Origin of the sequence: Pseudomonas sp. SID14000, from assembly GCF_002165135.1 — a bacterium.
Lineage (GTDB): Bacteria > Pseudomonadota > Gammaproteobacteria > Pseudomonadales > Pseudomonadaceae > Aquipseudomonas.
The window spans coordinates 484,689-506,381 of sequence record NZ_NFZQ01000001.1 but is presented as its reverse complement, the minus strand read 5'-3'; the positions used below and the strand labels follow the sequence as shown (position 1 = coordinate 506,381).

25 protein-coding genes are annotated in these 21,693 nt (G+C 63.6%); 10 read left to right on the top strand and 15 right to left on the bottom strand.

Translation table 11 applies throughout. The features are described from left to right. Positions 1–14: 14 nt before the first annotated feature. From rsmD to CAY82_RS02255, 3 genes are read right to left on the bottom strand one after another with little or no spacing between them, the layout of a single operon-like run. The gene (rsmD, locus tag CAY82_RS02265) at positions 15–617 is read right to left on the bottom strand and encodes a 16S rRNA (guanine(966)-N(2))-methyltransferase RsmD (RefSeq protein WP_087499754.1); all 603 of its coding nucleotides are present in this window, start codon (positions 615–617) and stop codon (positions 15–17) included. After that, a complete protein-coding gene (locus CAY82_RS02260) occupies positions 617–2,107 on the bottom strand; it encodes a pitrilysin family protein (RefSeq protein WP_087499753.1) in 1,491 nt (496 codons plus the stop codon). The genes rsmD and CAY82_RS02260 overlap by 1 nt, the downstream gene beginning before the upstream one ends. Then, entirely contained in the window at positions 2,100–3,455 is a 1,356-nt protein-coding gene (locus CAY82_RS02255) for a pitrilysin family protein (protein ID WP_087499752.1), read from the bottom strand. The genes CAY82_RS02260 and CAY82_RS02255 overlap by 8 nt, the downstream gene beginning before the upstream one ends. Positions 3,456–3,686: 231 nt before the next feature. Between CAY82_RS02255 and ftsY the strand changes: the two genes are divergently transcribed. The 4 genes from ftsY (at position 3,687) to rpoH (ending at position 7,848) form a co-directional block, all read left to right on the top strand. Further along, complete coding sequence (gene ftsY, locus CAY82_RS02245; protein ID WP_087499751.1) at positions 3,687–5,189, top strand: signal recognition particle-docking protein FtsY; 1,503 nt, start codon at positions 3,687–3,689, stop codon at positions 5,187–5,189. 2 nt (positions 5,190–5,191) lie between these two features. Continuing rightward, positions 5,192–5,863, top strand: a complete 672-nt coding sequence (gene ftsE, locus CAY82_RS02240) for a cell division ATP-binding protein FtsE (RefSeq protein ID WP_013974630.1) — start codon at positions 5,192–5,194, stop codon at positions 5,861–5,863. Continuing rightward, on the top strand, positions 5,860–6,882 hold the full coding sequence (ftsX, locus tag CAY82_RS02235) for a permease-like cell division protein FtsX (protein ID WP_087499750.1): 1,023 nt from the start codon (positions 5,860–5,862) through the stop codon (positions 6,880–6,882). The genes ftsE and ftsX overlap by 4 nt, the downstream gene beginning before the upstream one ends. Before the next feature lie 111 nt (positions 6,883–6,993). Continuing rightward, entirely contained in the window at positions 6,994–7,848 is an 855-nt protein-coding gene (gene rpoH, locus CAY82_RS02230) for an RNA polymerase sigma factor RpoH (protein ID WP_003249083.1), read from the top strand. A gap of 189 nt (positions 7,849–8,037) precedes the next feature. Here rpoH and mtgA read toward each other — a convergent pair whose 3' ends face one another. Further along, positions 8,038–8,748, bottom strand: coding sequence for a monofunctional biosynthetic peptidoglycan transglycosylase (gene mtgA, locus CAY82_RS02225; RefSeq protein WP_087499749.1), 711 nt, complete (start codon positions 8,746–8,748; stop codon positions 8,038–8,040). Between the two features lie 64 nt (positions 8,749–8,812). Between mtgA and CAY82_RS02220 the strand changes: the two genes are divergently transcribed. The 4 genes from CAY82_RS02220 (at position 8,813) to trmB (ending at position 11,068) form a co-directional block, all read left to right on the top strand. Beyond that, positions 8,813–9,184: a DUF423 domain-containing protein gene (locus CAY82_RS02220; protein WP_087499748.1), complete on the top strand. Its 372-nt coding sequence runs from the start codon at positions 8,813–8,815 to the stop codon at positions 9,182–9,184. A gap of 103 nt (positions 9,185–9,287) precedes the next feature. Then, positions 9,288–9,488 carry a sulfur carrier protein ThiS gene (gene thiS, locus CAY82_RS02215; protein ID WP_003257817.1) on the top strand — a complete coding sequence of 67 codons (201 nt, stop codon included), beginning with the start codon at positions 9,288–9,290 and terminating at the stop codon, positions 9,486–9,488. A 53-nt stretch (positions 9,489–9,541) separates the two neighbouring features. Then, on the top strand, positions 9,542–10,336 hold the full coding sequence (locus CAY82_RS02210; protein ID WP_013974625.1) for a thiazole synthase: 795 nt from the start codon (positions 9,542–9,544) through the stop codon (positions 10,334–10,336). A 9-nt stretch (positions 10,337–10,345) separates the two neighbouring features. Next, a complete protein-coding gene (trmB, locus tag CAY82_RS02205; RefSeq protein WP_013974624.1) occupies positions 10,346–11,068 on the top strand; it encodes a tRNA (guanosine(46)-N7)-methyltransferase TrmB in 723 nt (240 codons plus the stop codon). Between the two features lie 798 nt (positions 11,069–11,866). Here trmB and CAY82_RS02200 read toward each other — a convergent pair. The 9 genes from CAY82_RS02200 to CAY82_RS02160 form a co-directional block, all read right to left on the bottom strand. After that, positions 11,867–12,193, bottom strand: coding sequence for a DUF3392 domain-containing protein (locus CAY82_RS02200; RefSeq protein WP_003257821.1), 327 nt, complete (start codon positions 12,191–12,193; stop codon positions 11,867–11,869). A gap of 9 nt (positions 12,194–12,202) precedes the next feature. Further along, complete coding sequence (hemW, locus tag CAY82_RS02195) at positions 12,203–13,378, bottom strand: radical SAM family heme chaperone HemW (RefSeq protein WP_087499747.1); 1,176 nt, start codon at positions 13,376–13,378, stop codon at positions 12,203–12,205. Beyond that, positions 13,375–13,971, bottom strand: a complete 597-nt coding sequence (gene rdgB / locus CAY82_RS02190) for an RdgB/HAM1 family non-canonical purine NTP pyrophosphatase (protein WP_003257822.1) — start codon at positions 13,969–13,971, stop codon at positions 13,375–13,377. The genes hemW and rdgB overlap by 4 nt, the downstream gene beginning before the upstream one ends. Further along, positions 13,968–14,402 carry a DUF4426 domain-containing protein gene (locus CAY82_RS02185; protein WP_087499746.1) on the bottom strand — a complete coding sequence of 145 codons (435 nt, stop codon included), beginning with the start codon at positions 14,400–14,402 and terminating at the stop codon, positions 13,968–13,970. The genes rdgB and CAY82_RS02185 overlap by 4 nt, the downstream gene beginning before the upstream one ends. Before the next feature lie 22 nt (positions 14,403–14,424). Next, complete coding sequence (gene metW, locus CAY82_RS02180; RefSeq protein WP_087499745.1) at positions 14,425–15,045, bottom strand: methionine biosynthesis protein MetW; 621 nt, start codon at positions 15,043–15,045, stop codon at positions 14,425–14,427. A 7-nt stretch (positions 15,046–15,052) separates the two neighbouring features. Continuing rightward, positions 15,053–16,192 carry a homoserine O-acetyltransferase gene (locus CAY82_RS02175; protein ID WP_087499744.1) on the bottom strand — a complete coding sequence of 380 codons (1,140 nt, stop codon included), beginning with the start codon at positions 16,190–16,192 and terminating at the stop codon, positions 15,053–15,055. Between the two features lie 99 nt (positions 16,193–16,291). After that, positions 16,292–16,882 (bottom strand): YggT family protein, encoded by a 591-nt coding sequence (locus tag CAY82_RS02170; RefSeq protein ID WP_087499743.1) that lies wholly within the window; start codon positions 16,880–16,882, stop codon positions 16,292–16,294. 10 nt (positions 16,883–16,892) lie between these two features. Further along, a complete protein-coding gene (gene proC, locus CAY82_RS02165; protein WP_087499742.1) occupies positions 16,893–17,711 on the bottom strand; it encodes a pyrroline-5-carboxylate reductase in 819 nt (272 codons plus the stop codon). A 38-nt stretch (positions 17,712–17,749) separates the two neighbouring features. Then, positions 17,750–18,436 (bottom strand): YggS family pyridoxal phosphate-dependent enzyme, encoded by a 687-nt coding sequence (locus CAY82_RS02160; RefSeq protein WP_087499741.1) that lies wholly within the window; start codon positions 18,434–18,436, stop codon positions 17,750–17,752. Positions 18,437–18,501: 65 nt separating this feature from the next. On the opposite strand from CAY82_RS02160, the gene CAY82_RS02155 reads away from it, so the two are divergent. Next, positions 18,502–19,500 (top strand): type IV pilus twitching motility protein PilT, encoded by a 999-nt coding sequence (locus tag CAY82_RS02155; protein ID WP_087499740.1) that lies wholly within the window; start codon positions 18,502–18,504, stop codon positions 19,498–19,500. A 127-nt stretch (positions 19,501–19,627) separates the two neighbouring features. Here CAY82_RS02155 and CAY82_RS02150 read toward each other — a convergent pair whose 3' ends face one another. Further along, entirely contained in the window at positions 19,628–20,263 is a 636-nt protein-coding gene (locus tag CAY82_RS02150) for a C40 family peptidase (protein WP_087499739.1), read from the bottom strand. A gap of 166 nt (positions 20,264–20,429) precedes the next feature. On the opposite strand from CAY82_RS02150, the gene CAY82_RS02145 reads away from it, so the two are divergent. Next, positions 20,430–20,849, top strand: a complete 420-nt coding sequence (locus tag CAY82_RS02145) for a TM2 domain-containing protein (RefSeq protein WP_063912065.1) — start codon at positions 20,430–20,432, stop codon at positions 20,847–20,849. 144 nt (positions 20,850–20,993) lie between these two features. Here the strand turns inward: CAY82_RS02145 and CAY82_RS02140 are convergent, their stop codons facing one another. After that, the gene (locus tag CAY82_RS02140) at positions 20,994–21,692 is read right to left on the bottom strand and encodes an SPOR domain-containing protein (RefSeq protein WP_087499738.1); all 699 of its coding nucleotides are present in this window, start codon (positions 21,690–21,692) and stop codon (positions 20,994–20,996) included. Position 21,693 lies beyond the last annotated feature (1 nt).

The window sequence follows — 21,693 nt, the reverse complement described above, 5'->3', positions numbered from 1 at the left end:
CCAGAGTTACCGGATCAACCCCGTTGCCAAAGTGCGTAGTGCACCTGGCCGGTCTTCTTCTCGCGGTGCAGGCGCCAGTTGCCCGGCAACTGCAAAGCCGATGGTGCCGCCTCGCTTTCGGTATAGACCCACGCCTGTTCGCGCAGCCACTGGTTCTGTTCCAGCAGGTTGCAGGTGTCGGCCAGCAGGTTCTGATGGAACGGCGGGTCGAGGAACACCACGTCGAACTGCTGCTTGGCCGGGCCTTGCAGATAGCGCAGGGCGTCGGTCTGCAGGATTTGCCCGCGCGGGCAGCGCAGGATTTCGAGGTTGTTCTTCAGGTTGGCAATGGCCGCAGGGTTGCTGTCCAGTGCGACGGCGTCCTCGGCCCCGCGGGACAGGGCTTCGAGCACAAGGGCGCCGCTGCCGGTGAAGGCATCCAGCACGCGGGCACCCTCGATATAGGGTGCCAGCCAGTTGAACAGGGTTTCGCGCACGCGGTCGGGCGTTGGCCGCAGGCCTTCTCCGTCCGGCACCGACAGGCGGCGGCTGCGCCATTCGCCGGCGATGATGCGCAGATGGCCCTGGCCCTTGCTTTGGCCGGGTTGCGGGCGAGCGGGAGGGGTGGATCTTGGCATTAGTGCTCCGGTACCCCGAGCGGCTGCTCGGAGGGCTTGTCAGTGGGGGCAGGCAGCGGTTTCTGTGGCACTTTCGGGCCCACGGTAACCATCACCAGTTTATCCGCTGACAGGTGTTTGTTCATGGCTGCCTTGACCTGCTCGACGGTGAGTGCCTGGGACTGCTGCATGAAGTCCTCCAGCCAGGTCAGCGGCAGATTGTAGAAACCGATGGCGCCCAGTTGGCCGACGATACTCGCATTGCTTGCATTGGACAGTGGGAAACTCCCAGCCAACTCGCGCTTGGCGTCGTCCAGTTCCTGCTGGGTGGGGCCGGCCTTGAGGTAATCAGCGAGAATGCTCTGTACCAGTTTGAGCGTACCTTCGCTGAGCTCGGCACGGGTTTGCAGGTTGATCATGAACGGGCCACGCACCTGCATCGGGCTGAATACCGAGTACACGCCGTAGGTCAGGCCGCGCTTCTCGCGCACCTCGCTCATCAATCGGGTACCGAAGGCACCGCCACCGAGAATCTGGTTGCCCAGCGATAGCGCTGGCCAGTCCGGATCCTGGCGGTCGATACCCAGGGCGGCGAGCATAAGGTGTGTCTGCGTGGACGGAAAATCGATGTGGTTGAGGCTCGGGTAGGTTTCAGCAGGTTGGGCCGGTGCTGCCAGTGCCGGGCCCTTGGGCAGGCCGGCGGATACCTGGGCGGCGATGCTTTCGGCCTCGCTACGGCTGAGGTCGCCGACCAGGGCAATGACTGCGTTGCCGCCGGTGTAGGCCTTGGCATGGAAAGCGCGCAGCTGTGCCAGGCTGATGGCATTGATGCTCTCGGCGGTGCCGTCGCTCGGGTGAGCGTAGGGGTGGTCGCCGTAGAGATTGGCGAACAACGCCTTGCTGGCGACCTTGCCGGGGTTTTGCTTCTCGTATTCGAAGCCGGCGAGCATCTGGTTCTTGATGCGCTTGAGGGCGTCCTCGGGGAAGCTAGGCTTGCCGGCCACTTCAGTGAACAGCTTGAGCGCCGGCTCGCGCTTGTCCTTGGCGCTGAGGCTGCGTAGCGAGGCCACGGCCATATCGCGGTAGGAGCCGTTGCCAAAGTCGGCGCCCAGGCCCTCGAAGCCTTTGGCGATGGCAGTCACATCCTTGCCGGCCACGCCCTCGTTGAGCATGGCGTTGGTCAGGGCGGCCAGACCTGGCGTGCCGCCATCCTGGCTGCTGCCGGCGGCGAAGGTGACGCGTAGGTCGAACATCGGCAGTTCGCGGGCTTCGACGAACAGTACCCGGGCACCTTCGGCGGTGTTCCAGTGCTGGATGTTCAACTGGCGCCGGCTGGGCGCCTTGCCATCCAGCTCGGCCAGCGACTGCAAGGTGTTGGCCGGGCGAGCCGCATTGCTGTCGGCCTTGGCGGCGTTGTCGGCCATGGCCGGGGCGGCCAGCACCGCCGCCAGCGCCAGGGCGCGGGTGCACGTGGCCAGCAGGGTTGGGCGTGGTGTGCGGCGATCACTCATGAGCGGACTCCTCGGGCAGTACATGGGCAACGCTCAGGCGTTCGCGGGTGAAGTAGGTGCGCGCGGCGTTCTGGATGTCCTGCGGCGTAACGCGCTTGAGCTCATCCAGCTCGCTGTCGATCAGCTTCCAGGACAGGCCTACGGTTTCCAGCTGGCCGATGGTGGTGGCCTGGCTGCTGATGGAGTCGCGGTCGTAAACCAGGCCGGCAATGACCTGGGCGCGTACGCGCTCCAGTTCTTCGGCGCTTGGTGGGGTGGTCTTGAGCTCATCCAGCAACTGCCAGACGCCTTTCTCGACATCGGCGAGGGTTTTCTGCTTCTGTACGTTCGGCGTGGCCGAGATCAGGAACAGGCTGTCACCGCGGGTAAAGGCGTTGTAGCTGGACGAAGCACCGGCCACCAGCTCCTGGCCGCGCTCCAGGCGTGCCGGCATGCGGGCGCTGTAGCCGCCGTCGAGCAGCGCCGAGATCAGGCGTAGGGCATGCACCGTACGTGGGTCTTTGGCAGTAGGCAGGCCAGGTACGTTGAAACCGTAGATCAGGCTCGGCAACTGGGTACGCACGTGCAGGGTCAGCTGGCGCTGGCCCGGTTCGGCCAGTTCGAGCGGCAACTTGGCCGGTGGCACGGCGCGCTTGGGAATACTGCCGAAGTACTTCTGCGCCAGGCCCTTGACCTCGTCGGCAGTGACATCGCCGACCACTACCAGGGTGGCGTTGTTGGGGGCGTACCAGGATTCGTACCAGTGGCGCAGTTCCTCGACCTTCATGCGCTCCAGGTCGGCCATCCAGCCGATGGTCGGGGTATGGTAGCCGCTGGCCGGGTAGGCCATGGCGCGGAACAGCTCGAACGCCTTGGCGTTGGGCTGGTCGTCGGTGCGCAGGCGACGTTCTTCCTTGATCACCTCGATTTCGCGGCTGAACTCGTCGGCGGGCAGGCGCAGGCTGGCCAGGCGGTCGGCCTCCAGCTCCAGGGCCACCGGCAGGCGGTCGCGGGCCAGTACCTGGTAATAGGCGGTGTAGTCGTCGCTGGTGAAGGCGTTTTCTTCGGCACCAATGTCACGCAGGATGCGCGAGGCCTCGCCGGGGCCGACCTTGGCGCTGCCCTTGAACATCATGTGCTCCAGCGCGTGGGACAGGCCGGTCTGGCCCGGGCTTTCGTAGCTGGAGCCAACCTTGTACCAGATCTGCGAGACCACCACCGGGGCGCGATGGTCCTCGCGCACGACCACTTTCAGGCCGTTGTCGAGGATGAATTCGTGGGTGGGTTGCACATCGGCGGCGAAGGCTGCGAGCGGCAGGCAGAGCGTGCCGAGCAACAGGCCAGCGGCGCGGCGGGCTAGAGCATTCATACGGTGTTTAACCTGTTCGACGGCCCGCTGGGTTTAGCGTCGGCGGGCCAGGAGGTGCTAGGATACTGATCCGGTTGCCTGGCGACCATGCCTGTCGCCGTTCTGGCCCGCAGGACACTAAGACAAAACGTTGCGCATGAACCAGCCGGCTTCAAGATAGTCTGTTCTGCGTAGAGAGAATTCCCGATGCGCCATAGCTGGCCCATCGCTACCCTGAGATAGCCGTCTTCCATGTTTGGTTCCAACGACGACAAAAAAGCGCCGGCCGAGGCTGGCGAAAAGAAAGGCCTGTTCAGCTGGTTCCGCAAGAAACCGCAGCAACCTGTGGGCGCGGGCGTGCCCGCGAATGAAGCCCCCGCCGTCGAGCAGCCTGCAGCCGCTCCGGTCGAGGGATCTACCGCCGAAGTGGCACAGGCCCCCGAGCCCGTTCAGGCCCCTGCGGCCCCACAGCTGACTGAACCGCCGCAGGTCCCCGTACCAGCCCAGCCCCCGGTAGTCGAGGCCCCCGTTCCCGAGCCGGTTGCTTCCCGGCCGTTGCAGGCCCCTGAGCCCGAGCCGGTCGCGTCCCAGCCGCTGGTGGCACCTGCACCGCAGCCGGTCGCGTCCATGCCCTTGCAGGCAGCCCCGGTCGAACCGGCCCCGGTGGTCGAGCCGGTCGCGCCGGTCAGCAACCTGGTGTTGCCGGTTGCCGAAGAACCCGTGGCCCTGGTGCCGGACCTGGAGCCGAAAGCGCCGCCTGCCATCCCGGAGCGCCCCGCACCAGCGCCTGCTGCCCCTGTGGCTGCGGCCCCGGTCACCGAGCAGGCCAAGCCCGGCTTCTTCGCCCGCCTCAAGCAGGGCCTGTCGAAGACCAGTGCCAGCATCGGCGAGGGCATGGCCAGCCTGTTCCTGGGCAAGAAAGTCATCGATGACGACTTGCTCGACGAAATCGAAACCCGCCTGCTGACCGCCGACGTTGGTGTGGAAGCCACTTCGACCATTGTCCAGAACCTGACCCAGAAGGTTGCCCGCAAGCAGCTGGCCGACGCCGATGCCCTGTACAAGTCGCTGCAGGAAGAGCTGGCTGCGCTGCTGCGCCCGGTCGAGCAGCCGCTGGTGGTACAGGCGCAGAACAAGCCCTATGTGATCCTGGTGGTCGGTGTGAACGGCGCCGGCAAGACCACTACCATCGGCAAACTGGCCAAGAAACTGCAGCTTGAAGGCAAGAAAGTGATGCTGGCCGCTGGTGACACCTTCCGTGCCGCGGCGGTCGAGCAGTTGCAGGTGTGGGGCGAGCGTAACCAGATCCCGGTGATTGCCCAGCACACGGGTGCCGACTCCGCCTCCGTGATCTTCGATGCCGTGCAGGCCGCCAAGGCCCGTGGCGTGGACGTGCTGATCGCCGACACCGCTGGCCGCCTGCACACCAAAGACAACCTGATGGAAGAGCTGAAGAAGGTCCGCCGGGTCATCGGCAAGCTCGACGCCGAGGCGCCGCACGAGGTGCTGCTGGTGCTCGATGCCGGTACCGGCCAGAACGCCATCAGCCAGGCCAAGTACTTCAACCAGAGTGTCGAACTGACCGGCCTGGCCCTGACCAAGCTGGACGGCACTGCCAAGGGCGGGGTGATTTTCGCCCTGGCCAAGCAGTTCAAGCTGCCGATCCGCTTCATCGGTGTTGGTGAAGGCATCGACGACCTGCGTACCTTCGAAGCCGAGCCGTTCGTCAAGGCTCTGTTTGCCGAGCGAGACTGACCATGATCCGATTCGAACAGGTTGCCAAGCGCTACCCCAATGGTCATGTGGGTTTGCATGAGCTGAGTTTCCGGGCGCGCCGGGGCGAATTCCTGTTCGTCACCGGTCACTCGGGCGCGGGCAAGAGCACCTTGCTGCGCCTGCTGCTGGCCATGGAACGCCCGACCAGCGGCAAGCTGATGCTGGCCGGGCAGGACCTGGGCCAGATCAGCAATTCGCAGATCCCGTTCCTGCGTCGGCAGATCGGCGTGGTATTCCAGAATCACCAGCTGTTGTTCGACCGCACGGTGTTCAACAACATCGCCTTGCCGCTGCAGATTCTCGGCCTGTCCAAGGCCGAGGTCGCCAAGCGCGTGGACTCGGCGCTGGAGCGTGTGTCGCTGGCCGACAAGGGCGAGCTGTTCCCGGCCGACCTGTCCACCGGGCAGCAGCAGCGGGTGGGTATCGCCCGCGCCATCGTTCACCAGCCAGCCCTGCTGCTGGCCGATGAACCCACCGGTAACCTCGACCCGCGCCTGGCCGCGGAGATCATGGGCGTGTTCGAAGACATCAACCGCCTGGGTACCACGGTACTGATCGCCAGCCACGACCTGGCACTGATTGCGCGCATGCGCCACCGCATGCTGACCTTGCAGCGCGGCCGCTTGATCGGCGATGGGGAGGCCGGGCAATGAGCACTACACGTACGACGAAGGTTTCCGAGCGGGTTGCGCCGAAACCGGCCGACCCGCAACCGGCGAAGAAAAAGCGCGACGACGATGACGGCCCTGATTTCCGCACGCTGCTGCATGCCTGGCTGGAAAGCCACCGTGCCAGCATGGCCGACAGCCTGCGTCGCCTGGGCAAGCAGCCGATCGGCAGTTTCTTCACCTGCCTGGTGATGGCGGTGGCGCTGAGCATGCCCATGGGCCTGTCGTTGTTGCTGAAGAACGTCGAGAAGCTTGGCGGCTCGTGGCAGCGCGCCGCGCAGATCTCGCTGTACCTCAAGCTCGATGCCGGCAGCCGCGAAGGCGAGGCGCTGCGCGACGAGATCAAGGGCATGCCCGGTGTGGCCGACGCGCAGTATGTCAGCCGTGAGCAGGCACTGGAGGAGTTCCAGCAGCAGTCCGGCCTGGGCGAAGCACTGCGAGAACTGCCCGACAACCCGCTACCAGGCGTGGTGGTTGTCACCCCGACCGAAGTCGACAAACCGGCCCTGGAAGCCTTGCGTCAGCGCCTGTCGGAGCTGCCACGGGTGGAAGTGGCGCAGCTCGATCTGGTGTGGGTCGAGCGCTTGGCTGCCATCCTCAAGCTGGGTGACCGCTTCGTCTTCGGCCTGGCCGTGATGCTGATTTCTGCCCTGCTGTTAGTAATCGGTAACACAATTCGTCTACACATTGAAAACCGCCGCACCGAGATCGAAGTGATCAAGCTGGTCGGTGGCACAGACGCCTATGTGCGTCGGCCGTTCCTGTACATGGGCGCCCTGTATGGCCTGGGTGCAGGCGTGATCGCATGGGGTATCCTGGCGTTTGGCCTGAACTGGCTGAACGAGGCGGTGGTAGGGCTTTCCGGGCTGTACGGCAGTGACTTCGCCCTGGGCGGAGTGCCGGCGTCCGATGGTCTGTCGCTCTTGATCGGAGCGGTGCTGTTGGGGTATATCGGTGCATGGATCGCAGTGGCCCGCCATCTGAACGAGCTGGCGCCGCGATAGTTTTTACGTGCCATCATTGACAAATTCTTCACTATGGAACTTGTACCGTCGTTCCAGGTCTATGTTGGCAGTGCCCACAAGGCGCGAGTTTTGTAAGTCGGAGGTTCTTGAATGACCACATCGTTGCAACCTGCCTATGCCTTGGTGCCCGGTGCAAACCTGGAAGCCTACGTGCACACGGTCAACAGCATCCCGCTGCTGACTGTCGAGCAGGAGCGAGATCTGGGCGAGCGTCTCTATTATGAGCAGGATGTCGAGGCCGCTCGTCAAATGGTGATGGCCCACCTGCGTTTTGTCGTACATATCGCCCGTAGCTATGCCGGCTATGGGCTGGCCCAGGCCGACCTGATCCAGGAAGGCAACGTCGGCCTGATGAAAGCCGTCAAGCGCTTCAACCCGGAAATGGGCGTGCGCCTGGTGTCGTTCGCCGTGCACTGGATCAAGGCAGAGATCCACGAGTTCATCCTGCGCAACTGGCGCATCGTCAAGGTGGCCACCACCAAGGCCCAGCGCAAGCTGTTCTTCAACCTGCGCAGCCAGAAGAAGCGTTTGGCCTGGCTGAACAACGACGAAGTGCACCGCGTGGCGGAAAGCCTGGGCGTGGAGCCGCGTGAAGTGCGCGAGATGGAAAGCCGCCTCAGCGGCCAGGACATGGCCTTCGACCCGGCAGCGGAAGCTGACGACGACAGTGCCTTCCAGTCGCCTGCGCATTACCTGGAAGACCACCGTTACGACCCGGCGGTGCAACTGGAGGATGCCGACTGGAGCGACAACTCCACCAGCAACCTGCACGAAGCATTGCAAGGGCTGGACGAGCGTAGCCGCGACATTCTCTACCAGCGCTGGTTGGCGGAAGAGAAGGCCACGTTGCATGAGCTGGCAGACAAGTACAGTGTTTCGGCTGAGCGGATTCGCCAGCTTGAGAAGAATGCGATGAACAAGGTCAAGGCGCTGATCGCTGCCTGATCGAGCCCTGGCTGCAAGGAAAAGCCGCTGGCCCGGATAGGGTGAGCGGCTTTTCTATTTGTGCTGGCTTTGCGGGCCTTTTCGCAACACGAGGCTGCTCCTACAGGTACAACGCCAGCTCGGAGTGTATCTCTGTTCTTGTAGGAGCAGCCTTGTGCTGCGAAGAGGCCAGAAAAACCAGCAGCAAATTCAAAATTTGCGCGAAGTGTCGAGCTGCATGAGGTAGCTGGGCCCACCCAACTGGCTCATCTGCCGGCGAATCCAGCCGGCCCGGCTGGCCACGTAGGCACTCGGCCGGCTGGCGCTCCACTTGATCGGGCTCGGCAGCACCGCCGCGAGCTGCGCCGCCTGCTGGCGGCTAAGCCGGCTGGCATCGACGCCAAAGTGATAGCGCGCTGCCGCCTGGGCACCAAACACACCTTTGCCCCATTCGGCACTGTTCAGGTAGACCTCGAGAATCCGCTCCTTCGACCAGAACAGCTCGATCAACGCGGTGAACCAGGCCTCCAGCCCTTTGCGGAACCAGCTGCGCCCGGACCACAGGAACAGGTTCTTGGCCACCTGCTGGGTCAGGGTGCTGGCACCGCGAATGCTGCCGCCGCGCTCGTTGTAGGCCAGCGCTGCCTGGATGGCCGGGATATCGAAGCCCCAGTGGTTGGCGAACTTCTGGTCCTCACCAGCGATGACCGCGACTTTGAGATCGTCGGAGATGTTCTCCCACGGCTCCCAGTCGCGCTGCAGGTCGATCGGCTCGCCATTCACCCAGGACTGCACCTTGCGCTCGACCATCAGTGCCGTACCGGGTGGTGGCACCCAGCGGAACACCAGCACCAGCACGATGCTGCCGGCAGCGAACCAGAGCAGGGCACGATAGAGGCGGCGGAGAAGGGTTGGCAGCATGGCGATGGCTTGGCCGTACGGGTGGAAGGGGCCATTATACAGACCCGATCCAAGGAGTCGTCCCATGCTTCGCAGCTTCCTGATGCTTGCCGCCTTTTTCGGTTTCACCGGTGTCGCTCTGGGTGCTTTCGCCGCCCACGGCCTTAAAAGCCGGCTGACGGCCGATTACCTGGCGATCTTCCAGACCGGTGTGACCTACCAGCTGGTACATGCCCTGGCGATCTTCGCTGTCGCCGTGCTCTCGGTGCACCTGCCAGGGCGCTTGGTCGGCTGGGCTGGCGGCCTGTTTGCCGTGGGTATAGTGCTGTTCTCCGGTAGCCTGTACCTGCTGACCCTCAGCGGCCTGGGCAAGCTCGGCATCATCACCCCGCTTGGTGGCTTGTGCTTCCTCGCCGGCTGGCTGTGCCTGGGCCTGGCAGCCTGGCGGCTTGGTTGATCGAGTGGTCCACAATCGCGACTAATGGCGCGCACCGCCCTTGGGTTGCAGGGGGGTTCGGCGCTAGAATGCGGGCCCCCAAAGAACAATGGTGGCCGTGCGCATGCGCATTCAACTGAACGGTGAACCTTACGAATTGCCCGCTGGCGAAAGTGTCGCGGCCCTGCTGGCCCGTCTGGAGCTGACCGGACGCCGCGTAGCGGTGGAGCTGAACCTGGACATCGTGCCGCGTAGCCAGCACGACAGCACGCTGTTGAACGACGGCGACCAGGTCGAAGTGGTCCACGCCATCGGTGGCGGCTGATTCCGGCCGGCGATTCACCTGCAAGCCCAGCAACCTTTTCCCGAGGAACAACGATGAGCAACGTTCGTAGCGACAAGCCCTTCACCCTGGCCGGGCGTACTTTCCAGTCGCGCCTGCTGGTCGGTACCGGCAAGTACCGCGACATGGAAGAAACCCGCCTGGCCATCGAGGCCTCGGGTGCCGAGATCGTCACCGTTGCCGTGCGCCGCACCAACATCGGCCAGAACCCGGGCGAGCCGAACCTGCTCGATGTGCTGCCACCGGACCGCTACACCATCCTGCCGAATACCGCTGGTTGCTACGACGCAGTCGAAGCCGTGCGCACCTGCCGCCTGGCGCGCGAGCTGCTGGATGGCCACAACCTGGTCAAGCTGGAAGTGCTGGCCGATCAGAAAACCCTGTTCCCCAATGTGATCGAAACCCTCAAGGCCGCCGAAGTGTTGGTCAAGGACGGTTTCGATGTAATGGTTTACACCAGCGATGATCCGATTATCGCCCGCCAGCTGGCCGAAGCCGGCTGCATCGCGGTCATGCCCCTGGCTGGCCTGATCGGTACCGGCCTGGGTATCTGCAATCCCTACAACCTGCAGATCATCCTGGAAGAGTCCAAGGTGCCGGTGCTGGTCGATGCCGGTGTAGGTACCGCGTCCGATGCCACCATCGCCATGGAAATGGGTTGCGAAGCGGTGCTGATGAACTCGGCCATCGCCCACGCCCAGCAGCCGGTGCTGATGGCCGAGGCCATGAAGCACGCCATCGTCGCCGGTCGCATGGCCTACCTGGCCGGTCGTATGCCGAAGAAACTCTATGCCAGCGCCTCTTCGCCGCTGGATGGTCTGATCAAGTAAGAGCCCCTGATGACTGAATCGCACGATACGCCGATCACCCCCGACGGCGAAGCCCGCCCGCACCGCCGCATCAAGAGTTTCGTGATGCGCGCCGGGCGCATGACCGAAGGCCAGCAACGTGGCCTGGAGCAGGGCGGCCCGCTGTACATCCTGCCGCTGGCTGACAGCCCGGTGGACTACGACCAGGTGTTCGGCCGTTCGGCGCCGCGCACCCTGGAGATCGGCTTCGGCATGGGTCATTCCCTGCTGGAAATGGCTGCTGCCGCGCCTGAACAGGACTTCATCGGTGTGGAAGTACACCGCCCGGGTGTTGGCGCGCTGCTTAACGGCGTGCTGACCCAGGGCCTGAAGAACCTGCGGGTATATGACTGCGATGCCATCGAAGTGCTGAACCGCTGCGTGGCGGACAACAGCCTCGACCGCTTGATGCTGTTCTTCCCTGACCCATGGCACAAGGCGCGCCACCACAAGCGCCGCATTGTCCAGCTGGAGTTCGCCGAGCTGGTACGGCGCAAGCTCAAGCCCGGTGGTGTGTTCCACATGGCCACCGACTGGGAGCCGTATGCCGAGTACATGCTGGAAGTGATGAGCGCTGCCCCGGGCTATCGCAACCGTGCGGCCGACGGTACCTACGTGCCACGGCCGGAAGAGCGCCCGATCACCAAGTTCGAGCGTCGCGGCGAGCGGCTGGGGCATGGGGTTTGGGATTTGAAGTTTGAGAAGGTGGATTGACCGGCTGATAAGGCCTTTCGATATGCCGATGCCTGCAGAAATGCAGGCGAAAAAAAACCGCCTTGAGAAGGGCGGTTTTTTTATGTGAGCGACAGGACTGAGTATCCTTCGCTCTGAGGTTTCACAGAAAACCCTCACACAGTTGGCTGATCATAGGCAGCGTAGCGGGGGAACGTCAATGCTCAGAAATATCCGGCATCACGTGTGTCGGAGCGGTTAACAGTCTTGGGTGAGCATTCCAAGTATCATCGCGCTGCTCCTGTGTGGATGAAATCAGTGATGGGCCGGGTAGGAGAAGAATTCTGCTTTCCGGCCCCTTCGACACGGCCTGAGAACCGTGCCGGTGCACCTCTTCGAAGGGCCATTGACCTGGCCACTTCACAGAAGACTCTCACACAGTTTTCGAAGGCATCGAAGTACCGGTTAGATGCTGGAAGATTGGCCCGCCAACACGGAGGCCAAGGCATATGAAGCGTTTGCTTGATGCGCTGAGCCGCGTTTGGACGTTCATCCGGATCTTGACTGTGCTCAAGACCGTTCGGGACTTCATGCGCGATCACTTCGATGATGCCCAGTAAGGGCTAGTCAGGTGGTAGGGCTGCCCTGGTTCGCCGGGGCAGCTTTTACAACCCATCTCTGTACTCGCCAGATTGCGCGGTCATTGTAGGAGCGGCCTTGTGTCGCGATGGGCCGCATGGCGGCCCCAGGATGTCAGCGGTGAGGCAGCAATTGCTGGGGCCGCGCGACCCTTTCGCGACACAAGGTCGCTCCTGCAAGGGTTCAGTGCAAGGCCGTGGCTCAGCCCCGGCGATCCGCCACCACCCCGATCAGCACCAATACCACCAGCAAAACCGGCGCCAGCGCGTAGTTGTTGAACTGGCTCAGCCCCTTCACCACCCACGGTGTGGCGTAGATCAGTGCCGCACCGCTGCCGATCATCACCAGCAAGGCCATGAACGGTACGCGCAGGGCGCCCGCCAGGCCGCCCAGGCGCTGTTCCACCCAGCCTTTGATATCGGTGCCGAACAGCACCAGCAGGCAGCCTACCAAGGCCAGTGAAATCTCAGACAGGTTGCTGCGGCTCCAGCGGGAAACCGTCGCGAGCAGATCAAGTACCAGATCCATGGGTCATCCTTAGGTCAAGAAATACTGCAGCAGGTCATTGAGGAACAACTGGCCCCTTGGCGTGGCCACCAGTCGATCCGGTTCGACCTGCAAAAGGCCTTTTTGTTCGGCCGCGCGGCGTGCCTCGCGCAACTGTGCCAGCGGCAAGCCGGTGCGTTGGGTGAACAGTTCGGCTTCCACCCCATCGGTCAGGCGAAGGGCGTTCATCAGGAACTCGAATGGCAATTCGTCGACCGGCAGCAGCTTCTCGCCGGCCTTGAACGGCTTGGCCAGGTTCAGGTAGTCCTTGGGCAGACGGGTCTTCCAGGTGCGCAGGATGCGGCCGTCGGCGAAAGTCAGCTTGCCGTGGGCGCCGGCACCAATGCCTATGAAGTCGCCAAAGCGCCAGTAATTAAGGTTGTGCCGTGCGGCGCGGCCCGCCTGGGCATAGGCCGAGACCTCGTACTGGCGGTAGCCGTGCTTGGCCATCAGCGCCTGGCCGGCTTCCTGGATATCCCAGAGGATGTCGTCCTCGGGCAGCTCGGGTGGCTGGTTCCAGAAAACCGTATTCGGTTCCACGGTCAGCTGGTACCACGACAGGTGCGTTGGCTCCAGGTCGATGGCCTGGCGCAGGTCGCCCAGCGCGTCGTCCAGCGATTGGTCGGGCAGACCGTGCATCAGGTCCATGTTGAAGTTGTCGAAGCCGGCGGCGCGCGCCATGCCGGCGGCTCGGACCGCCTCTTCACCATTGTGGATGCGCCCGAGCGCCTGCAGTTTGGCTGGCTGGAAGCTCTGCACCCCGATGGACAGGCGGTTGATGCCGGTTTGCCGATAGGCCTTGAACTTGTCCTGCTCGAACGTGCCCGGGTTGGCCTCCAGGGTGATTTCGATGTCCGGCGCAAACGGGATACGTTGCTCCACGCCACGCAGCAGCTGGCCAAGGGCGCCAGCACTGAACAGGCTGGGGGTACCGCCGCCAAAGAAGATCGAGCTGATCGGCCGGCCTTGCACGGCGGCCAACTCCTGGTCGAGGTCGGTCAGCAAGGCGGCGACATAGGCGTCTTCCGGCAGTTCAGGCCCCGCAGCGTGGGAGTTGAAGTCGCAGTAAGGGCATTTGCGTACGCACCACGGGATGTGGATGTACAGCGCCAGCGGCGGCAGGCTGGTGAAGCCCGCCGCGCCGGGGTTGGACAGCGTTTCGATCATGCCAGGCCCAGGCGTTGGCGCAGCAGGGCCATGGCGCGGGCGCGGTGGCTGAGCTGGTTCTTGTCCACTGGGGCCAGGTCGGCGCTGGAACAGCTGCGCTCCGGCACCCAGAACAGCGGGTCGTAGCCAAAGCCGTGCTCGCCACTGGCCTCGAACATGATGCGCCCGTGCCACAGGCCTTCGCACAGGATCGGCAGTGGGTCGTCGGCATGACGCACCAGCGCCAGGACGCAGACGAACTGTGCTCCGCGTTCGGCTTCAGGCACGTCTTTCAGGGCTTCCAGCAGCTTGGCGTTGTTCGCCGCGTCACCCTTGCCGTCGGCATAGCGCGCCGAATAGATGCCTGGTGCGCCGCCGAGGAAGTCCACGGCCAGGCCCGAATCGTCGGCAAGGGCCGGCAAGCCGGAAATGCGTGCGGCGTTGCGCGCCTTGAGGATGGCGTTCTCGACGAACGACAGACCGGTTTCTTCCGGTTCGACCTGGCTGAACTCGCCGATCGAGCGCAGCTGCACGGACGCGCCGAGCATGGCCTGGAGTTCCTTGAGTTTGCCGGCGTTATGGCTGGCCAATACGAGTTGCTGGAAATTCATCATTCGGCTGGGAACACTTCCTGGTTGAATCTGAGGGAGTTGCTGATGCCGCCGGTTTCGATATTCAGGTCGAAGGTGACGGTTTCTGGCTGGTCGATCTTGAACTGGGCAATGTAGTAGATCGCGCCCTGTTCGGTGATCTGTTTGAACGACAGCGGGCTGCTGCGGCCGGTCAGGTCCTTGATCGTGCCGCTGACCACCGCCATGGCGGGTTTGTTGGCCTTGAGCACGGCAATGTTGAGCACCCCCTGGTTCTTGCTGCGGACCAGGCCGGTGGCCGCAGCCACCTCCGGTGTCAGCATGCTCGAGGTGAACGCGCTGTAGTGCACCGTCACGTCGCCAAACACTTCCTTGCGCTCGGGGCGGGCAGCATCGGCAGCCAGTACCGGCAGGGCCAGGCAGAGGCTGATCAGGAGCAGGGCTAGGCGACGCATGGGGTGATTCCTCCGGTGGGCGTCAGACTGCGAGCTGGTGTTCTTGCAGGCCCGGGCTGCTGACGCGGTAGATGCCGATCTCACCTAGAAGATTAGGCCAAAGCCGGCCACCCCACCCGTTGCGGTGCAAGTGGTCGACGGCCAGGCGGTCGAGCACCTTGGCGCGGCGCTCGTGGCACAGCTCTTCGAAGTCGGCGAAGGTGCAGAAGTGGATGTTCGGCGTGTTGTACCAGGTATATGGCATGAAGTCCGATACCGGCATTCGGCCTTTGGTCGCCAGGTACCAGCGGCAGCGCCAGTGGCCGAAGTTGGGGAAGGTGATGATGCACTGGCGACCCACGCGCAGCATCTCGTCGAGGATGCGGTCGGGATACTCCACGGCCTGCAGGGCCTGGGTCATGATCACCACGTCGAAACTGTTGCTGGCGAAGTTGCCCAGGCCCTTGTCCAGGTCCTGCTCGATGACGTTGATGCCCTTGGCCACACAGGCGGCGATGTTGTCGGCGTCGATCTCCAGGCCATAGCCGGTGACCTGCTTGCGGTCGCGCAGCGAGGCCAGCAGTTCGCCGCTGCCGCAGCCCAGGTCGAGTACCCGGCTGCCGGCGGGGATCCAGTCGTGGATGATTTCCAGATCGGCTCTCATGCTGTCCTCAGATGGCAATGCGGTTCATGTAGTTCGAGAAACCCTGCATGTAGCGAGGTGTGGGGATCAGGAAGGCATCGTGCCCGTAAGGCGAGTCGATCTCCAAATAGCAGACGTTCTTGCGCGCGGCCATCAGGGCGTCGACGATCTCGCGCGAACGGGCCGGGGAGAAGCGCCAGTCGGTAGTGAACGACATGATGCAGTAATCCGCCTTGACGTGGGCCAGGGTGGCCGCCAGGTCGCCGCCCTGGGCGGCGGCCGGGTCGAAGTAGTCCAGCGCCTTGGTCATCAGCAGGTAGGTGTTGGCGTCAAAGCGTCCGGAGAACTCCTCACCCTGATAGCGCAGGTAGCTCTCGACCTGGAATTCGACGCTGTGGAAGTCGTAGTTGAGCTTGTCGCTCTTCAGCTCACGGCCGAATTTTTCACCCATCGAGTCGTCCGACAGGTAGGTGATGTGGCCGACCATGCGCGCCAGCATCAGGCCGCGCTTGGGGATCACACCCTGGTCCTGGAACGAACCGCCGTGGAATTCGGGGTCGGTGAGGATGGCCTGGCGTGCCACTTCGTTGAAGGCGATGTTCTGTGCTGACAGCTTGGGCGCCGAAGCGATGTCGATGCAATGGCGCACGCGTTCAGGGTAGCTGATGGTCCACTGCAGCGCCTGCATGCCGCCCAGGCTGCCACCGACCACGGCCGCCCACTGCTGGATGCCCAGGCGCTCGGCCAGGCGCACCTGGCTGTGTACCCAGTCCTCTACGGTCAGCACCGGGAAGTCGGCGCCATAGGGCTTGCCGGTGGCCGGGTTGATGCTGCTGGGGCCGGTGCTGCCGTTGCAGCCACCGAGGTTGTTCAGGCTGACCACGAAGAAGCGGTTGGTGTCGATCGGCTTGCCAGGGCCGATGCAGCTGTCCCACCAGCCCGGCTTGCGGTCGGTGGCGGCATGGTAGCCAGCGGCATGGTGGTGGCCGGACAGGGCATGGCAGATCAGCACCGCGTTGCTCGCGCTGGCGTTCAGGGTGCCATAGGTCTCGTAGACCAGTTCATAACTGGCCAGGGAGCGGCCACAGGCCAGGGCCAGCGGCTCATCGAACCGGGCTGTTTGCGGTACTACCAGACCGACGGAATCTTCGGGAAAGACAGTGGACATCGACCCTGCTCACGCTTGACGGAGGCGTAAGTCTAAAGAGCGCTACCCCCAGCGGCAAGCAAAGGCTTGCCGCTGGAAGTAACCAAGGTCAGGTAAGGCTCAGATCATCCGCCACAGCTCTTGTGGCATGCCGGCATAGGCGGCCAGCGGCGGCATGACGAACGACTGGATTACCTGGATCGCAAGGAAGGCGAAGATCGGCGAGATATCCATGCCGCCCAGGTTGGGCACGATGCGGCGGAACGGTGCCAGCACCGGTTCGCTGATCTGGTAGGCCAGTTCGGCCGCCGGATTGTGGCTGTTGGGGGCCACCCAGGACACGATCACCATGACAATCATCGCCACCCAGAAAATCTTCAGGAACAGCGAAGTGATACCGATGATCGCCCACATCAGCAGGTGTAGGACGTCACCGAAGGTGCCGTAGGTGACCATCAGCACGAAGGCCATCAGCAGCGCCTGGATGACCACCGACAGTAGCAGAGACGAGGTGTCCAGCCCGCCGACGCTGGGGATGACCCGGCGAATCGGCTTGAGCAGCGGCTGTGTGGCACGCACGGCGAACTGGCACAGCGGGTTGTAGAAGTTGGCCTTGACCAGTTGCAGGACGAAGCGCAGCAGGACGATCACCAGGTACAGGCTGACCAGGGTTTGCACCACGAAGATCGCGGCGCCGGACAATGCATTCATCTAAGGCTCCTTATTTGCCCAGTTGTTCGGCCAGCTCAGCGGAACGTGTAGCCGCAGCCTGCAGCGCCTGTTCGACGATGGCTTCGAAGCCGCTGGCCTGGAACGACTTGATCGCAGCTTCGGTGGTGCCGGCAGGCGAGGTGACACGGCGGCGCAGTTCGGCGGCATCGACATCGCTGGCAACCGCCATGCGCGCGGCGCCCAGGGCTGTCTGCAGGGTCAGCTGGGCGGCGGTTTCACGTGGCAGGCCAAGCTTTTCGCCCGCCGCGGTCATGGCCTCGATCAGCAGGAAGAAGTACGCCGGGCCGCTGCCGGATACGGCCGTCACGGCGTCCAGTTGCTGCTCCTGCTCCAGCCACAGGGCAGTGCCTACAGCCGACAGCAGTTGCTCGGCCTGTTCGCGTTGTGCGCCGGACACTTCGGCGGTGGCGTACAGGCCGCTCACGCCCTGGCGCAGTAGTGCCGGGGTGTTGGGCATGCAGCGCACCACCGGGCGAGCGCCGAGCCAGCTCTGCAGGCTGGCGCAGGTGATGCCGGCGGCGATGGAAACGATCAGCTGGCCAGCCTGCAGGTTCGGTTGCAGGGCCAGGCACACGGCTTTCATGACCTGCGGCTTGACCGCCAGCACGATGACGTCGGCGCCATCGATGGCCTGGGCGTTGTTCTCGAAGGTTTCGATACCGTGCTCGGTCTGGATGCGGTTGCGGGTCTCGGCACCCGGGTCGCTGGCGCGGATCTGCGAGGCGTCCAGGCCCTGGGCACGCAGACCACCGATCAGGCTGGCGGCCATGTTGCCGGCGCCAATGAAGGCAATACGAGTCTTGCTCATGTCAGGTCCTTGTGGGAAAGAGTGAGTAAAGCATGGAATCAGGGCTGCCCGTAGTCGCGGGCCCCGAACAGGGCGGTCCCGATACGCACCCAGGTCGCACCCTGCGCAATGGCCGCTTCCAGGTCGTGGCTCATGCCCATGGACAGGGTGTCCAGGCCAAGGCCCAGGCTTGCCTGTAACTGGCGCAGGGTGGCGAAGGCGGCTTCCTGGGCGGCGCGGTCATCGGTGGGTTCGGGGATGGCCATGAGCCCGCGCAGGCGCAGGTTGGGCAGCACGGCTACCGCCTTGGCCAGGGCCGGCAGGTCGGCGGGGGCGCAGCCGGACTTGCTGTCTTCGCCGCTGACGTTCACCTGCAGGCAGATGTTCAGGGGCGCCAGCCCGGCCGGGCGTTGCTCCGACAGGCGTTGGGCGATTTTCAGGCGGTCCACGGAATGTACCCAGTCGAAATGCTCGGCGATGGCTTTGGTCTTGTTCGACTGAATGGGGCCGATGAAGTGCCAGATCAAGGGCAGGTCGCTGAGTGCCTGCTGCTTTGTCAGCGCTTCCTGTAGGTAATTTTCCCCGACATCGCACACCCCGGCAGCGTGGATCTCGCGGATGGCGCTGGCTGGCTTGGTCTTGCTCACAGCCAGCAACTGGACGCTGGCCGGATCACGCCCGGCAGCCTGGGCAGCGCTGGCGATACGGGCGGAAATAGCGGAAAGGTTGTCTGCTAGGGTGGACATGGACTGATGCCGGCTGCTGTGGGGTTTGCGGCATTCTACCTACTTGAAGGGCTTTGGGGAGTCTCATGGACGTGACCGACCTGTTGGCTCGGGCTGTGGATGCGGGGGCTTCCGACCTGCACCTGGCGGCGGGCCAGATACCGATGTTGCGCGTGGATGGCGGGCTGCAGCGCATGGCCCTGCCGACCTTGGGCGCGGCCTCCCTGCTCGAGGGTATGGCAACCGTGCTGGATGAAGACCAGTGTCGGCAGTGGGCCCAGGGTGATGAGCTGGACCTGGCGCTAGAGTTGCCCGTGCTGGGGCGCTTTCGGCTGAACCTGTTTCGTCAGTTGCATGGCCCAGCGGCCACCTTTCGTCTGATCCCGAGGCGTATCGCCACGCTCGATGAACTCGATCTGGGGGATGTGTTTCAAGCTTTTGCGCGGTGCAGCGATGGCTTGATCCTCGTGGGTGGGCCGACCGGCAGCGGCAAGTCCAGCACCCTGGCGACACTGCTCGACCGGCTGAACCGTGATCGGGCTTTGCATATCATCACCCTCGAAGATCCTGTTGAAGTTATCCACGCCAGCCAGCATAGCCTGATCAACCAGCGTGAGGTCGGCCGCCATTGTGGCGGGTTCGCCCAGGGGCTGCGCAGTGCCCTGCGCCAGGACCCGGATGTGATCATGATCGGTGAGCTGCGCGATCTGGAAACCATTCGCCTGGCCTTGCGCGCGGCCGAGACCGGGCACCTGGTGCTGGCGACCGTGCATACGCGTTCGGCGGTGAACAGCATTGACCGGTTGGTGGAGGTGTTCGCTGCCGAAGAGAAAGCGCTGGTGCGGACGATGCTGGCCGAGTCGTTGCGCCTGGTGGTGGCGCAGGTGCTGGTCAGGCGTGCGGGCGGTGGTCGGGTTGCTGCGCGGGAAGTGCTGGTGGTGACGCCAGCGGTGCGTAACCTGGTTCGGGAAGGACGGATGGCGCAGTTGTATTCGGTGATGCAGGCGAGTGGTGCGGACGGGATGCGGACGATGGAGGGGGCATTGCGAGGGTTGAAGGAGAGGGGACTGATCAGCGACCTATAGTGCCGGTGCTGGCCCTTTCGCGGGTAAACCCGCTCCCACATGGATAACACGGCCTTCGAATGCTGTGGTGTACCTGTGGGAGCGGGTTTACCCGCGAAGAGGCCGGGACAGGAAAGCGCCGGTCCGCTCAGCGCTTGGCCAGGCTCAATTGCTGCTGTTCTTTCGGCAGCACTCGCTTGGCCACCACGTAATGCTTCTGCCAGTAAGGCTTGCTCAGAGTGTCGATGCTTACCCGCTTGCCACGGCGTGGTGCATGGATGAAGCGGTCGTTGCCCAGGTAGATGGCAACATGGTTCACCCGGCGGCTCTTGATGTTGAAGAAGATCAGGTCACCTGGCTTCAGGTCACCCTTGGCCACCTTGACGCCGTGGCCTTGGGCCATGGCATTGGAGGTGCGTGGCAGGTCGACGTCGGCGACGTCGTTGAAGGCATATTTGACCAGCCCGCTGCAGTCGAAACCTTTCTTCGGGCTGCTGCCGCCCCAAACATAAGGGGTACCGAGTACATTTACCGCACGGCTGAGCACATCGCTGCTCTGCTTCGGCGACATGGCAGCGACCGGTATACCGGATACGCCGCGGCTGCTGGCCGCATTGCTGGGGCGGGTGCGCAGCACGGTCTGCTTGACCGGTGCGTGTCTTATCGAGGCGTTGGTGGTGTAGCCGGTGAAACCATTGGGAAGACGTTGCTCACGATTGGTGGCGTGGGCGGCCAGGGGCAATAATAGGCAGAGGGTCAGCCATGTCTTGAGTAAAGGCGGCATAGATGAAGCTCTTATGAATAGTTATGTGTTGGGCGCGCAACTTTATAACAGCTTTTTGATCAATCTTTGATCCGTTGGTCGATTGTTCAGGTGCCGTACGTCGGCCTGCGACAAGAAAGTCACATTTTTTTTTAGAAAATTTTCGGATAACCCACGGGGGCTATGAATGAACAGTTATCAACAGGGGGCGCCGTTTCACGACACCCACAGCAAGACCATTGGCTATCTGCTATGGATTTTCGGCTTTACCGGGTCGCATCGTTTCTATTACGGCAAGCCCGTCACCGGCACCATCTGGTTCTTCACCCTGGGCCTGCTGGGCATCGGCTGGTTGATCGACCTGTTCCTGATCCCGTCCATGGACCGTGAAGCCGACCTGAGGTTCCAGTCCGGGCGCGTTGACTACAACATCGCCTGGATCCTGCTGACCTTCCTCGGGGTGTTTGGCCTGCACCGGCTGTATCAGGGCAAGTGGGTGACCGCGATCATCTACTTCTTTACCGGCGGGCTGTTCCTGGTGGGGGTGCTGTATGACTTCTGGACGCTGAACAGCCAGGTTTCCGAGGTGAACGCAGGCCGCCGTTGACGCACAGCCCTTGTGGGAGCGGCCTTGTGTCGCGAAAGGGCCGCAAAGCGGCCCTAGGGCTTCAGCGGTGCTGCTGAGCATGCTGGGGCTGCTTTGCAGCCCTTTCGCGACACAAGGCCGCTCCCACAGGGCCGCAAATGCAAGTTACTGACGGGTCTGGCGCTGTTGCAGCAACAGGTTGCTGAAACCTGCCCCGGCCAGTTGTTTCTGCGCCCCGGTAAGCTGCTCACGGTTGCTGAACGGGCCCACCAGTACGCGGTACCAGGTTTCGTCCTTGACCGTGCCCGACTCTACCTTCACCGCCTGGCCCAGCAGAATGATCTGCGCGCGCACCTTGTCGGCATCGGCCTGCTTGCGGAACGAGCCTGCCTGCAGGAAGAACTGGGTGGTCGCCGCCGGCTTGATCACCGGCGGTGCCGGTGGCGGGGTCTGCCCCATCAATGCTGCCTGGGCCCGCGCGGTGTCGATCTTCGCCGCTTCGGCCGGCGTCACCGGGGTCACCGGCTGGGCTGGGACGGGTGGCGTCTTCTCTGGCACGGCCTCCGGCGGCACGATCACCTCGGACTCCGGCAGCAGCGTGTAGAAGTCATACTTCGGCTTCACCGGCTGCTGCGGGGTGGCCTGCGCCGGCTTGCCAGCTTCGGCCACTTTCTCCGGCTTTTGCTGCTCGGGCTTGGTGCGCTTGATGTCTTCGCCACCGGGTTCGAGTTTCATCAGGAACACGATGAACGCGCCTACGGTCAGGCCAACTGCCAGCCATACCCAGCCGGGAATCGGCTGCTTGGCCGGCGCCGTCTGGCGGCTGGCGCCGCGTTTTGGGGCGGGTTTTTTCTTGGCAGCCAAC

Coding starts and splice junctions, on each gene's coding strand:
- CAY82_RS02160 (WP_087499741.1), bottom strand. CDS start 18,436: ATGTCCACCCTAGCAGACAACCTTTCCGCTATTTCCGCCCGTATCGCC.
- rpoH (WP_003249083.1), top strand. CDS start 6,994: ATGACCACATCGTTGCAACCTGCCTATGCCTTGGTGCCCGGTGCAAAC.
- CAY82_RS02145 (WP_063912065.1), top strand. CDS start 20,430: ATGAACAGTTATCAACAGGGGGCGCCGTTTCACGACACCCACAGCAAG.
- CAY82_RS02260 (WP_087499753.1), bottom strand. CDS start 2,107: ATGAGTGATCGCCGCACACCACGCCCAACCCTGCTGGCCACGTGCACC.
- CAY82_RS02255 (WP_087499752.1), bottom strand. CDS start 3,455: ATGAATGCTCTAGCCCGCCGCGCCGCTGGCCTGTTGCTCGGCACGCTC.
- CAY82_RS02185 (WP_087499746.1), bottom strand. CDS start 14,402: ATGCGTCGCCTAGCCCTGCTCCTGATCAGCCTCTGCCTGGCCCTGCCG.
- ftsX (WP_087499750.1), top strand. CDS start 5,860: ATGAGCACTACACGTACGACGAAGGTTTCCGAGCGGGTTGCGCCGAAA.
- CAY82_RS02200 (WP_003257821.1), bottom strand. CDS start 12,193: ATGGATCTGGTACTTGATCTGCTCGCGACGGTTTCCCGCTGGAGCCGC.
- CAY82_RS02175 (WP_087499744.1), bottom strand. CDS start 16,192: ATGTCCACTGTCTTTCCCGAAGATTCCGTCGGTCTGGTAGTACCGCAA.
- rsmD (WP_087499754.1), bottom strand. CDS start 617: ATGCCAAGATCCACCCCTCCCGCTCGCCCGCAACCCGGCCAAAGCAAG.
- proC (WP_087499742.1), bottom strand. CDS start 17,711: ATGAGCAAGACTCGTATTGCCTTCATTGGCGCCGGCAACATGGCCGCC.
- CAY82_RS02155 (WP_087499740.1), top strand. CDS start 18,502: ATGGACGTGACCGACCTGTTGGCTCGGGCTGTGGATGCGGGGGCTTCC.
- ftsE (WP_013974630.1), top strand. CDS start 5,192: ATGATCCGATTCGAACAGGTTGCCAAGCGCTACCCCAATGGTCATGTG.
- mtgA (WP_087499749.1), bottom strand. CDS start 8,748: ATGCTGCCAACCCTTCTCCGCCGCCTCTATCGTGCCCTGCTCTGGTTC.
- CAY82_RS02170 (WP_087499743.1), bottom strand. CDS start 16,882: ATGAATGCATTGTCCGGCGCCGCGATCTTCGTGGTGCAAACCCTGGTC.
- hemW (WP_087499747.1), bottom strand. CDS start 13,378: ATGATCGAAACGCTGTCCAACCCCGGCGCGGCGGGCTTCACCAGCCTG.
- CAY82_RS02210 (WP_013974625.1), top strand. CDS start 9,542: ATGAGCAACGTTCGTAGCGACAAGCCCTTCACCCTGGCCGGGCGTACT.
- rdgB (WP_003257822.1), bottom strand. CDS start 13,971: ATGATGAATTTCCAGCAACTCGTATTGGCCAGCCATAACGCCGGCAAA.
- thiS (WP_003257817.1), top strand. CDS start 9,288: ATGCGCATTCAACTGAACGGTGAACCTTACGAATTGCCCGCTGGCGAA.
- ftsY (WP_087499751.1), top strand. CDS start 3,687: ATGTTTGGTTCCAACGACGACAAAAAAGCGCCGGCCGAGGCTGGCGAA.
- CAY82_RS02220 (WP_087499748.1), top strand. CDS start 8,813: ATGCTTCGCAGCTTCCTGATGCTTGCCGCCTTTTTCGGTTTCACCGGT.
- trmB (WP_013974624.1), top strand. CDS start 10,346: ATGACTGAATCGCACGATACGCCGATCACCCCCGACGGCGAAGCCCGC.
- metW (WP_087499745.1), bottom strand. CDS start 15,045: ATGAGAGCCGATCTGGAAATCATCCACGACTGGATCCCCGCCGGCAGC.
- CAY82_RS02150 (WP_087499739.1), bottom strand. CDS start 20,263: ATGCCGCCTTTACTCAAGACATGGCTGACCCTCTGCCTATTATTGCCC.